At 39.3% G+C, this 12,543-nt stretch carries 12 protein-coding genes; 5 read left to right on the forward strand and 7 right to left on the reverse strand.

Annotation, left to right across the window (positions count from 1 at the left end):
- Positions 1 to 79: 79 nt before the first annotated feature.
- Positions 80 to 1,450: an FAD-binding oxidoreductase gene (locus A4245_RS10705; RefSeq protein ID WP_067727755.1), complete on the reverse strand. Its 1,371-nt coding sequence runs from the start codon at positions 1,448 to 1,450 to the stop codon at positions 80 to 82.
- 398 nt (positions 1,451 to 1,848) lie between these two features.
- On the opposite strand from A4245_RS10705, the gene A4245_RS10710 reads away from it, so the two are divergent.
- The 4 genes from A4245_RS10710 to A4245_RS10725 all read left to right on the forward strand — a co-directional run bounded on the left by A4245_RS10710 (position 1,849) and on the right by A4245_RS10725 (position 5,976).
- Positions 1,849 to 2,619: a gluconate 2-dehydrogenase subunit 3 family protein gene (locus A4245_RS10710; RefSeq protein WP_067727727.1), complete on the forward strand. Its 771-nt coding sequence runs from the start codon at positions 1,849 to 1,851 to the stop codon at positions 2,617 to 2,619.
- A 39-nt stretch (positions 2,620 to 2,658) separates the two neighbouring features.
- The gene (locus tag A4245_RS10715; RefSeq protein ID WP_067727728.1) at positions 2,659 to 4,398 is read left to right on the forward strand and encodes a GMC family oxidoreductase; all 1,740 of its coding nucleotides are present in this window, start codon (positions 2,659 to 2,661) and stop codon (positions 4,396 to 4,398) included.
- Between the two features lie 165 nt (positions 4,399 to 4,563).
- Entirely contained in the window at positions 4,564 to 4,776 is a 213-nt protein-coding gene (gene tatA, locus A4245_RS10720; protein WP_067727729.1) for a twin-arginine translocase TatA/TatE family subunit, read from the forward strand.
- 507 nt (positions 4,777 to 5,283) lie between these two features.
- Complete coding sequence (locus A4245_RS10725) at positions 5,284 to 5,976, forward strand: hypothetical protein (RefSeq protein ID WP_199860675.1); 693 nt, start codon at positions 5,284 to 5,286, stop codon at positions 5,974 to 5,976.
- Between the two features lie 251 nt (positions 5,977 to 6,227).
- Here the strand turns inward: A4245_RS10725 and A4245_RS10730 are convergent, their stop codons facing one another.
- The 5 genes from A4245_RS10730 to A4245_RS20945 form a co-directional block, all read right to left on the reverse strand.
- Positions 6,228 to 7,682 carry a sensor domain-containing protein gene (locus A4245_RS10730; RefSeq protein WP_067727730.1) on the reverse strand — a complete coding sequence of 485 codons (1,455 nt, stop codon included), beginning with the start codon at positions 7,680 to 7,682 and terminating at the stop codon, positions 6,228 to 6,230.
- A complete protein-coding gene (locus tag A4245_RS20605; RefSeq protein WP_067727731.1) occupies positions 7,619 to 7,921 on the reverse strand; it encodes a PAS domain S-box protein in 303 nt (100 codons plus the stop codon). The genes A4245_RS10730 and A4245_RS20605 overlap by 64 nt, the downstream gene beginning before the upstream one ends.
- A gap of 299 nt (positions 7,922 to 8,220) precedes the next feature.
- Positions 8,221 to 8,883 carry a peptidylprolyl isomerase gene (locus A4245_RS10740; RefSeq protein ID WP_067727732.1) on the reverse strand — a complete coding sequence of 221 codons (663 nt, stop codon included), beginning with the start codon at positions 8,881 to 8,883 and terminating at the stop codon, positions 8,221 to 8,223.
- Positions 8,884 to 9,011: 128 nt separating this feature from the next.
- Positions 9,012 to 10,262: a DNA polymerase IV gene (locus A4245_RS10745; RefSeq protein WP_067727733.1), complete on the reverse strand. Its 1,251-nt coding sequence runs from the start codon at positions 10,260 to 10,262 to the stop codon at positions 9,012 to 9,014.
- Positions 10,263 to 10,586: 324 nt separating this feature from the next.
- Positions 10,587 to 10,700: a YjcZ family sporulation protein gene (locus A4245_RS20945; protein WP_084268769.1), complete on the reverse strand. Its 114-nt coding sequence runs from the start codon at positions 10,698 to 10,700 to the stop codon at positions 10,587 to 10,589.
- 199 nt (positions 10,701 to 10,899) lie between these two features.
- On the opposite strand from A4245_RS20945, the gene dacB reads away from it, so the two are divergent.
- Positions 10,900 to 12,276 (forward strand): D-alanyl-D-alanine carboxypeptidase/D-alanyl-D-alanine endopeptidase, encoded by a 1,377-nt coding sequence (gene dacB / locus A4245_RS10750; protein ID WP_067727734.1) that lies wholly within the window; start codon positions 10,900 to 10,902, stop codon positions 12,274 to 12,276.
- A 44-nt stretch (positions 12,277 to 12,320) separates the two neighbouring features.
- On the opposite strand, the gene A4245_RS19710 is transcribed toward dacB, so the two are convergent.
- Positions 12,321 to 12,461, reverse strand: coding sequence for a YpzI family protein (locus tag A4245_RS19710; protein ID WP_084268771.1), 141 nt, complete (start codon positions 12,459 to 12,461; stop codon positions 12,321 to 12,323).
- Positions 12,462 to 12,543 lie beyond the last annotated feature (82 nt).

Below are 12,543 nucleotides of genomic sequence, written 5' to 3' on the forward strand. Positions count from 1 at the left end.
TTTTAAGGTTTCAAACGTCTAGAAAAAATAAAATGAAGACAGCATCTTCCTGAGTGGAATGAAAGATGCTGTCTTCATTTTAATTGGATTTCAGAATTTTGTTAGGATTTAAAATGGAGTTCGGATCCAGAACTTGTTTGATCTTTTCCATTACTTTCAAGGCTTCACCATGTTCTTTTTCCTGATATTTTCGCTTTCCTGTCCCTACACCATGCTCCCCAGTACAGGTACCACCACGAGCGAGAGCATATTCTACTATTTGTTCGTTCAAATTCATGGATTTTTCAACCTCTTGCGGATCGTTCATATCAATCATAAGAATGATGTGATAGTTTCCATCACCAACATGTCCAGTGATTCCTCCAGGAAGACCGAGTTGGTCCACAACGGTTCTTGCATGGTGAATTGCTCCTGCCAGTTCAGATATTGGCAGGCATACGTCTGTGACCATCATCTTCCTTCCAGGATAACTGTGAATATAGGCATAGGCCAGATTATGCCTTGCATCCCAAAGCTGATTACGTGCTGCAGTATCTGTTTCAAATTGGATGTCAAGGCAGTTAAAGTCTTTAAAAATTTCTTCCGTAAATGCGATATCCTGCTTTAATCCGGCCTCATTTCCATGAAATTCCAAAAAGAGGGTCGGAACTTCCTTATAGTTGGAATCACGAAACTGATTGACTTGTCTTACAGAAGTTTCATCTACAATCTCAATTCTTCCAATTGGTATTCCAGCCTGTAAGACTGCTACTACAGCTTCTACTGCATCATCCACTGTTTTGAATGTTGCCCTTGCAGCAGAGATGACCTCTGGTATTCCGAATATTTTCAGAGTCAATTCGGTAATACAGCCTAATGTACCTTCAGAACCGACAAAAAGTCCATTTAGATGATAGCCGGAAGATGACTTTGCCGCTAATGTACCGGTATGGATTGTGGTGCCATCAGCCAGTACAACTTCCATATCACGGACGTTATCCCGCATTGTTCCATATTTTACTGAAAGTGTCCCACTGGCATTAGTTGCTGCCATACCACCAAGTGTTGCATCAGCTCCCGGATCGACCGGAAAAAAAAGACCGTACTTTTTCAATTCCTTATTTAGTTGGGTTCTCGTCACACCGGGCTCAATTTTTACGAGAAAGTCTTTTTCTTTGATTTCAATAATTTTATTCATTTGTGAAAAATCAACCGTTATTCCATGGTCATAGGGGATGACATGTCCTTCCAAGCTTGTGCCCATTCCAAAGGGCTGAACCGGAACTTTATTGTCGTTTGCAAGTTTCACAATTTGACTTACCTGCTCAGAATTATCGGGAAAAACAACAATATCCGGCAAACTTGGTATATGGTATGATTCGTCTTTGCTGTGCAATTCGAGAATTGTATCATTTGTGCTAATTTGATTTTCATTCAGTATGTTATGTAATTCCGAAACTATTTTTTTCATGGTTGCATCCAATCTAATCGCCCCTTAATCAAAAATTATTTCAACTATTTCAACTATTTAGTTTGCAATTTGTAGTATAAATGATTTTTAAGTGGAAGTCCATGAAAGCTAAAGATAGCTTCATTTCTTCTATATTAGTGTCTGTTAGAAAGTAAGCGATTTTTAATAAATAGAAATCTAAATCTATATTGACTTTTGGATTGGTAAATATATACTATATAATGTTGGATTATCAAACAAATTAATTATGTTTATCTGCTTAAACTATTACATTGGTCCCGTTATAAAATACTTAAACCATATAAATTGTATCAGAAAAAATGGCTGATTGATGGACTTGTAGAGAGAGCAATATTCAACAAGTAGTTAACACGACATTATAACAAGGGGGTAAAAAAATGATGGATCAAAATTTTAATAATAAAAAGCCTGACATATCTGCAGATAAGGAAGTTGTCGATACTTCACGCCGTAAGTTTCTGAGAAATACTGGAATTGCAACTGGTGGGGTTGTTGGAGGAGCGGTTTTAGGAGGCTTATTAGCTAACCCTTTCAAATCACACGAACCAGCTACAACTATGGCAACGGAGCACCCTGAGCCAATTAATTATGCAGAGTCTTTGACCTTTTTCAGACGTCAAAAAGATTTTGATGCCTTAAGTGCGGCAACGGAAGTTATTTATCCGGAAGATGCAAACGGTCCAGGAGCAATTGCTTTAGGAGTACCTTATTTTATTGATAAGCAATTGGCTAGCCCATGGGGAAGTAACGCGGATGATTATAGGAAACCTCCTTTTAAAAATGGCCAGACACCATTAACAAGAGGGGATATCTTTCTGCAAGGTGTCAGAAAGCTTAATGAGATCAGTGAGAATGAGCATGAAGTCTTATTTAAAGATTTGGAAGAAGATAAGCAATTCGCGGTACTCGAACGTTTTATGAAAGGCGAGGTAGAGATGAACCTGGTTATCTCGGCGGAATTCTTTGCATTGCTCAAATCAAGTACACTTGCAGGTTGCTATGCAGATCCGCTATATGGCGGAAATAAAGATATGGCTGGATGGAAGATGAAAGAATATCCAGGTTCACAAATGTCCTATATCGACATGATAGAAGCAGATGAATTTATTTTGATTGAGCCAAGAAGTGTCGGCGGTCATAAACACTAATTCTTTAATATTGAATAGTGGAAAAACAGGGGGATTATGATGGTTACAAAATTACCGAAAGTAGATGTTGTTACTACTGGCGTAGGTTGGACAGGCGGCATTGTGGCTGCAGAACTGACTAAAGCTGGATATAAAGTAGTAGGTTTGGAACGTGGAGAAGATAGAACAATTGAAGATTATTTGCACGGTCATGATGAATTGAAATACAATCAAAGAAAAGAATTAATGCAGAAGCTGACCAAAGACACGATAACGTGGAGAAACACGATGGATCAGGATGCTGTTCCAGTTCGTGATGAAGAAGCGTTTGTAGTTGGCACTGGAGTAGGTGGGGGAGGCGCACACTGGGGAGCTCAGACCTATCGCTATTTTCCATATGACTTTGAAATAAAAAGTAAAACAATCGAACGTTATGGTGAAAGTAAAATTCCTAAAGACATGCTTATCCAGGACTGGGGGCTTTCCTATGATGAAATAGAGCCTTACTATTCCAAATTTGAGCAGATGGCTGGTGTTTCAGGTGAGGAGGACCCGCTTGCTGGACCGCGTTCGATTCCTTATCCGACCCCGCCAATGAAAAAAAACCGTCCGATGCGATTGTTTCATGAGGCTGCAGAAAAACTCGGTTACCACCCATATGTCGTGCCTGCGGGAACAGTGTCTGAAGTCTATACCAATCCTGACGGGGAAACATTAAATGCTTGTCAGTATTGTTCCTTCTGCGGTAATTATGGATGTGAATATGGAGCGAAAGCGGACCCGGTTGTAACTGTCGTACCTACAGCCAAAAAAACCGGTAATTTTGAGCTGCGTACGAATTGTCTGGTCACTCGAGTATTATATGACGGTGACAAAGCAACAGGGGTATTATATAAAGATACTCGCACTGGAGAAGAGTTTGAACAGCCGGCCGAAATTGTTGCTATGACAAGCTATGTATTTAATAATATTCGCTTATTATTGCTTTCCGGTATTGGTGAACCTTATGATCCCAAGACTGGCAAAGGAATCATCGGAAAAAATTATGTTGATCACCATACGATTATGGGAGCAACTGGATTTTTTGATGAAAAATTCAATTTGTATGCAGGAACGGGTGCATTAGGTTCAGCATTCACTGATTACTGTGCAGATAACTTTGATCATAGCGATGTTGATTTTATCCATGGTGGACAAATTGAAATCCATATTATGGGAAATGAGCCGATTGCCAATAATCCTGTACCAGCCGGAACCCCGGCTTTTGGAAAAGAGTTTAAAGAAAAATCGTTACATTATTCTAATCGAACGCTCTCGGTAGTTTCCCAAAGGGCATTTATGCCGTGGAAAAATCATTACCTCGATTTGGACCCTGCATATACGGACGACAATGGTGATCCACTAATTCGTGTAACTTTTGACTATACTGATCAGGATTGTAATTTGAATGAATTTTTAGCTGATAAATGTGCTGGTGTATTGAAAGAAATGGGAGCGGAAATTATTGATAAGCACCCAATGCCGGAACATTTCGGCGGGCGCTTTACATTCCAGCATGATTCCGGTGGGGCGATTATGGGATCCAGTCCAGAAAACTCTGCAGTAAACAATTATTTGCAAATGTGGGATGTTGATAACTTATTTGTATGTGGTGCATCTGCTTTTCCACATTTTGGCCCAACAAATCCAACTCCGACTACCGCAGCATTAACTTATCGTGCAACTGAAGGTATGATTGAGTATCTTAAAAATGGTGGCGGTCAATTGGTTAAAACAGGAAAAGAGACTCAAAACGTCTAAGATATTAGGGTAAATCCTATCAAAACTTCTGCATTCGGTTGGCTGAATCTGCTGGGAGAGGTGCTTAAGTACTTTCTTCACATGTATATATTATAAATTATCGCAAAAAACTTAAACTTTTAGACAAAGTAGAGTATAATGAATAGTGTATGGAGGTGACACCTTATGGGTTTCGCAAATATAGGCATTCCTGGTTTAATACTTATCGTAATTTTGGCCTTAATCATTTTCGGTCCAAAAAAATTGCCAGAGATTGGTAAAGCTGCTGGACAGACACTTCGTGAATTCAAGACTTCTGCTAACAGTTTGATGGACGACGATGCTTCAGAAGATAACAAAGATAAAGAAAAAGCAAAAACAGAGACAGAAAAAGCATAATAAAAAAATCAGAACCTATCTATTGACGGGGTTCACTTGTGAGGTGCAAATCAGTAAAACGCAAGTTAAACCTCACTATAATCACATAACTTTCACTATTAATTTCACAGTAAAAAATGGCTCGGAGAAATGTCCAAGCCATTTTTCTTTATATTATCTGGTGTTAAACGCTTGATCCCCCTAGTGCTGTAAGAAAGTTTCCATTATCTGGTTTAGTCTATAGTTAAACCAACACTACTTGCTATCAGTTAAAGCACGCTCAAATAGAGTCCTACCATACAAGTACCCAACGATTTAAATGGCCCTCTTAACTCTTGCACTAGTATAATAATTCACACTGATATCTTTGTTCTCTAATTCTTAAGATCCTACTCATTTAACTTCATGCTAAAACAATTCCTCCAATAAACCCGCCAATCTGTCCCATTATAATACTAAAATGAGACTTATATTAATAAGAGTTTGGGATATGTTAAAGATAAATACCAGAATCTTAGGAGGAAAGTTATGGAACATGGAGAAAAATTGAAAACTGCGGGACTTGCTATGGGAAGCGATTTTAAAGTACAAACAGTTGGTGGTGCCGAAAAAACAACTAAAACGTTTGCAAACATGGATACAGTCAAGCATATTGTTAAGGATTGGAATGCAATGTCCAAAAAAGCAGCTAATCTTACAATAGACCAATACGGTCCCCCTAATGAAGCTACTGAAAGCAGGCTGATTTGGTATAATAATGGTCCTTGGAAGAGAACCATTGTCTATCGTGATGAAATCCCACACGATTTCCCACAGCCCCATACCGATGTTATCGAGAACTATATTAACTATAACGTGCCCATTGAAAAGTTTAGTGAACTTGCAAAATTTGATGGCAGTGTCATTGTTGAGAGAACAAGAGGTGAAGTTTCTTCTCGTTGTGATATGGAAGCTGCAAATATACTTGCACTGAATTTGGTGAATGACATTGTTACAGATAAATTAAGCGTTGAGGAAGCCCGTGAAAAATATTGCGAAGTGACCTCAGCTTTTATGATGAACAGATCAGCACCATATGCAGAGAAACTTCAATTTGAAGTATCAAAGGACGAAAAATATGATACAGACGTTGTGATGATTGCTGATGAAATGATGGAGCAAGCCAAAGAAAAAGTTAACGAAGTAATCGATGATAATCTGAATAATGGCAGACTTCATTAAAATAAAAAATAGAAATCTTTAAAAAGCTGTCTGAAAAGACAGCTTTTAATCATCCACGATTTCTGTATTAACATTTAAATTCACAGGAGATTTCCCTTGAAAATCTATGTATTTGACTGTGTGTTTCAATGTTTGCACCTCTGAAGCAAGCCTGTTACCTGTCTTTAGATAATGTTTTCCACTAAAGAAAATAGAAGAATCTTCAAAATTAATTTGTCTCATAATACATTAACTCGCTGTTTTTGGTTTACTTATAATTGTGTGAAAAGCTCTGTGATTTGACTGTTATCCATGGGTTTGCTGAAATAGTATCCTTGTCCTTCATGGCACTTTTGTTTTTTAAGGTAATCTAGCTGGTCTTCACTTTCGATGCCCTCGGCTATGACCCTGAAATTTAAGTTTTTTCCCATGCTTATGATGGTATTGGCGATAATTTCCCCGTCTCTATCAAGATCGTCGATAAATGACTTATCAATTTTTAGTGTATCTATCGGAAGCTGCTTCAAATAGCTTAATGATGAGTATCCTGTCCCAAAGTTATCAATTGAAACTTTCACACCTAAATTCTTTAAATCATTAATAGTCTGGGAAGAGGTTTTAATATCGAGAATGGTTCCTTCTGTAATTTCAATTTCCAAATAGGATGCATCAAGCATTGTTTCATTCAAAATCTCTTTTAAGTCTTGGATGAAATTTCGGTCTTTGAATTGGATCGGAGAAACATTTACACAGATCCGCTGCATCAAGATCCTTTCCTCCTGCCAAAATTTCATTTGGCTGCATACCGTAGCTAAAATCCATTTTCCAACAGGGACTATCAAACCGTTCTCTTCCAAAATTGGAATGAATTCATTGGGCGGGACAAGTCCCAGTTTTCGATTATTCCAACGGAGCAGTGCTTCTGCACCGACAATTCTATTGTTTTTCAGATTTACGATCGGCTGGTAGACGACCGTAAATTCATTTCGGAGCAGTGCTTCTTTTATTTCTAAATCGAGCTGATAGTTTCGTTCAAGGACCATGTTTTGATGGTCATTGTTAAAACAATACTGATTACCGCCTTGTCTTTTAGAATGATACATAGCAGTATTTGCATTCTTGATTAAACTCTTCAAAAAATTATCATAGGAATCTTCCTCTGAAGGTATGTAATCTTTGCTTATCCCTATACTTGTAGTGGTAAACAATTGTTTATGATCAAACACATAGGGCATACCGATTCTCTTTAAAATTGCAGACGCAATTTCCCTGATTGATTGTTCATCATCATTGTTTTTCAGTATGATAATGAACTCATCTCCGCCTTGACGTGAAACAAAGTCTGTTTCACGCAGACATCCCTTTAACCGGTTTGCTGCTGTTTTTAGTATGGCGTCACCTGCATCATATCCGTAGTTATCATTGATTGCTTTAAAACGGTCTAGATTCAGAAATAGTGCCGTTACTATTTCGTTTGTTTTTTTCGGTTGGCTTTCGACCCATTTAGTGAATTGATTCCGATTTGGCAGTTGGGTTAAAGGGTCTGTATATGCCATCGATTCGATTACTTCTTCGTACTTTTTTCGGGTTGTGATATTATATTGGATTGCTATGTATTTATATGGCTTCCCTTTTGCATGTAAAAATGGAATGATGGTCGTGTCTACCCAATAATAGCTGCCATCTTTTGCCTCGTTTTTAATTTCACCTTGCCATACATTACCCATACTGATTGTTTTCCACATTTCTTTAAAAAATGATTTCGGATGGTACCTCGGCTGACGATATTTTGATTGCTGCCTATTAATTCTTCCAGACTGTATTTTGATATCTCGCAAAATTTTTCGTTTGCGTGTTTTATAATACCCTTGTTATCTGTAATTGCTACGATTGATGACGCATCAAGGGCAAACTCAATGTCTTCCAGTTTTTGATATGCCTGTTCTAACTCGTTTGTATCGTTCATCGGCAATACCTCTCTCGCTACTTATGTCCTGCTTCTATTTTACTAGAATTCTATTATACTATCTATGACAAATATCGCAATAATTTACAAAGTTTTTGAAATATAATATGCAGCGGTAATAGAATAGTGGGTGGGAGAGGTATTTGGAAAATTCAGGGGTAATCCGGGAAATTCTGTTAGAAGACTTGGTTGTCACTAAGCTTTATGTGCCCATTCTCAGTTGCGTTTATGAAGGTTGGTGAGTTTATATTTTCGTACCTGTCGAAAAAAAGAAACCGGCACTTGGCGCGGTTTCTGCATTAGTCACTGATTTTTTCAGGTTCCGGATAGTCGTATCCTTTTGTGTCTACTTCAACTTTTTTCATGGTTTGATCCTCCAATGGCTTATCCCCATCACGCTCCTGGCCAACGATCGCGTCCACTGCTTCCATCCCTTCTGTAACTTGTCCGAAGGCCGCATACTCGCCATCCAGATGGGGGGAGTTTTCCACCATGATAAAGAACTGTGATCCGGCTGAATCGGGATGTCCCGACCTTGCCATGGAAATTACTCCGCGTTCGTGTGTCAGCTCGTTTTCAAAGCCATTGGCACTGAATTCACCCGCAATCGAATAGCCTGGACCTCCAGTGCCATTTCCTGCAGGATCACCGCCTTGAATCATAAATCCTGGGATAACCCGATGGAAAATCAAACCATCATAATGACCGGCTTCAATTAAGTTAATGAAGTTAGCCACAGTATTTGGAGCAATCTCCGGGTAAAGCTCAATCATTATTTGTTCATCATTGTCCATGGTTATCGTAACAATTGGATTTTCTTCCACATCCGGATAGTCCTTACTTGATGTTTTACTGGACTGGTCTTCCGGCTCATTTTCCTGTGCGATTCCACAGCCAGTTAAAACAATAATCAGAAGTATTAATGCAGCAGCTCTTATAGCTATTTTTAATTTTGCCCCCATGCTCGTGTCCTCCAACATTTAAAAATTAAGCAGAATCATTATAGCATGTCTTTTGAATGACCTGCTAATTATATAAATTCGCTATTCAGCTGCAAAAATCCTTCTCTGTATGCGTTTTGTTGGATTCATCATGCATAATGGCCGCCGATCTTTTTGCTTCGATCCAAGGTGACACCGGCATCCGTATAGCTGGAAGCACGGAGTATTGCAGTAGAACCATATTTATCACGAATAGCGTCCATCACATAGCCTATGTCACTCTTCTTTGCACGGTCTTCAAATAAATCGAGTTGCGTTTCCCCTTTTTCGACTAAGTTAGTGAGGGTTACGTAGACATGCCGTATATTGCTTTTCCCATCATAAAACTTTTTGAACAGCTGCAGGCATTGATGATAGACATCCATTGTCACATTGGTAGGTATATCAATCGATCTGGAGCGGGAAAAGCCACTGCCTGTTTCCTTTGAATAGGATATTCCAAGATGAATTGTTCTTCCTGTTTGATTGGCTGTTCGTGCTCTGCGGCATACTTCCTCACAAAGGTCAAGAATACAGTAAGCAACTTCATCTTTTGTATAGTCTCGAAGCAGAGATATACCATGCCCGAATCCTTTTTGTTCGGTCTTTGCAAAATTTCCGAATACAGGACTTAAATCGACTCCCCATGCATGCCAATACAATTGTTCACCCATAATCCCGAACCGTTTTTTCAGTTGTTCCGGATTATAATTGGCAAGCTGGCCGAGTGTAACGATTCCCATCCGGTTCAGGTTTCGTTTCATTCTCCTGCCGATTCCCCAAATGTCTTCAATTGGAAAGGGCCAGAGCTTTTCCTCGACATCTTCATAGGTGCACTCGGCAATTCCAAGCTTTTTGGCATGCAGGTCCATTACCACTTTTGCAAGAAATTTATTGTCACCAATACCGATGGATGAGGTGATTCCAAAGCTTTCAAAAATGTCATTTTTGATTCGTTGTGCTACATCCTGCCGGTTTCCAAATAGTTTTTTGAGCCCGTTAACCGTCACCCAGACTTCATCTACGGAGTATTGATGAATTGCCTCTTGAGGTGCATATTGATTGAGAAGCTTTGTTATTTCCACGGATACATGGAGATAATCCGCCATATGGGCAGGGACGATATGGATATCGGGATCGTTCGGCAGTTCAAAAAAGCGACTGACATTGCTGATTCCATGCTTTCGTTTTAATTCGGGGGAGGCAGCAAGCACGATACTCCCTGACCTGCTTGGATCTCCAACTACAGCGAGAAGTGTTTTCATTGGGTCCAGGCCGAGCTTTACGGCTTCCACACTTGCGTAAAACGAGCGCATATCAATACAAAGTACATCATTGCGAGGGTAAGAAGAATAATCCAAGTCATCACCGCCTTATAGGAACGTTTGTTCCTATTATATGCAGTTTTTTGGAAATTATCAATTGGGAATTTAATACATTTATCTTTTCAATGCACAAAAGTGGAGGTGACTGTTTAGAAACGCATGCATAAGTAAGGGGCTGGAAAGCGCATGGTTTTCGCGCTTGGAATGTCCATTGCTTATGACAGGAGTTTCTAGGAACTGAAGCTGGACAATCAAAAGCGGAGGTGACTGTTTAAAAAAAGGATGCCAGAAGCATCCTTTAAAATTCCGATTATTAGTGAGAGGAGGAAAGAAGCTAGCTGATAAATGGTCGACTACATCTTAATAATGTTTTACGAAAGATGTTCCAACGATAATTAACAAGATGAACAGAACGACAATCAAAGCAAAACCACTGTCGCGTCTGCCACCAACGGAACCACCATAAGCACTCATATGTTTCACCTCCTGTATTCGTATACACACATTATATGGAAGGAGACGAAAATAAGGCAGGGCCCTCACCCTAGAATGGAGATACAAAAATAACGCTTCTTCTATAATAGAAAATAGAGGATTCTCCTGACTTTTATAGAATGATAATTAAGAAAAGCGATCTGCAAGCTTTAGCCAAAGCCAAAGGAGGGATTGAATAATGGAAAAAGAATTAAGAAATTATATTGTAAACGATGAAAAACTCAAAGGGGGATTATTAGGTTTAAGTATATGCTCTCTTTCCTCCGGTGAACCATTGTTTGAACATAACAGTAAAATCCGCATGCATCCAGCTTCCAATATGAAACTTTTGACTGGTGTAGCGGCTCTTAATGTGCTTGGTCCAGCGTACAGATTTGAAACAGAAATAAGAGCGGATGGATCTATAATAGAAGGTAAGCTGGAAGGAAATCTATATCTGATTGGAAAAGGTGATCCCACTTTACTGATAGATGATTTTGATGAATTCGCGACAAAGATAAAGATGCAAGGAATCCATACAATAACAGGGAATATTATAGGTGATGATACATGGTTTGATGATGTGAGACTTTCCCATGATTTGGTATGGACGGACGAACAATATTATTACGGGGCACAGGTATCGGCGCTGACCGTATCTCCTAACGAGGATTATGATACGGGTTCTGTCATGATTGAGGTTACCCCTGCAGCTACTGGAGAGAAACCATCATTTGCAGCTTTCCCAAACACCAATTACATAACCATTCGAAATGAAGCTGTAACAGTCAGTGAAACAGTGGAGGATGGGCTGATTATAGAAAGAGAGCATGGAGGCAATCTCATCACAATCAAGGGAAAGATTTCCTATGATTCAGATCCGATTAAAGAATGGATGGCGGTATGGGGAGCCAGTGAATATGCAACGGCCATTTTCAGTCAGTCGCTTGAGAAGGCTGGAATTAATTGGAGTGGAAGTGTCAAACAGGGGAGCACTCCAAAAGAAGCGGGTTTACTTGTTTCGAGAAGTTCCATCCCACTTTCAGAATTACTTGTTCCATTTATGAAATTGAGCAATAATGGCATTGCTGAAATTCTGGTGAAGGAAATGGGAAAAGAAAGCTATGGTGAAGGCAGTTGGGAAAAAGGCCTTGATATTCTGGGAAAAGAAATGAATAAATTTAGAATGGATATGGGGAGCATGATGATCAAAGACGGTTCCGGCATCTCCCACAGTAATCTCATTCCACCAAAGGAAATTGCACAGCTCTTATACGAGGTACAGAAAAAAGAGTGGTTTCCGGTATTTTTGCATTCACTCCCAGTTGCAGGAATAGAGGAAAGAATGACTGGCGGTACACTTCGGGATCGAATGAAAGGTCGTGTGGTAAAAGCAAAAACGGGAACAATTGAAGGGGTCAGTACACTAGCGGGGTACATGGACACTAGCAGTGGCGAACAACTGATCATTTCCATTATGGTAAATAATTTGCTTGATGAAGATACAGGGAAAGCAATTGAAGATGAAATCATCGAGATAATAGCAGCAGGACATTGGAAAAGGTCAGAACTTTAAACGATAAAAGCGATCGTTCAATTTGGAATGATCGCTTTTTTGCACTATTTTTTTCCATCGTTCAATTTTCTTGCCTCTTCGGGGCTTGACATCTTTGCTGTACCTTTATAGCGAAGACCCACATCCCGGTCGGATTCCACACGTCCGCTTTCTCTTAGCTTTTTTTCCTGACGGTCTCTTCCCATATTAAGCACCTCCTAGTGTTAACATGAGTTTTTTTATAAAAGGTTATACATACAAGGTGAATAATTAATCTTCTTTTCAAAA

Source organism: Oceanobacillus damuensis (assembly GCF_001618145.1).
In the GTDB taxonomy this organism is placed as follows: Bacteria; Bacillota; Bacilli; order Bacillales; family Amphibacillaceae; genus Oceanobacillus; species Oceanobacillus damuensis.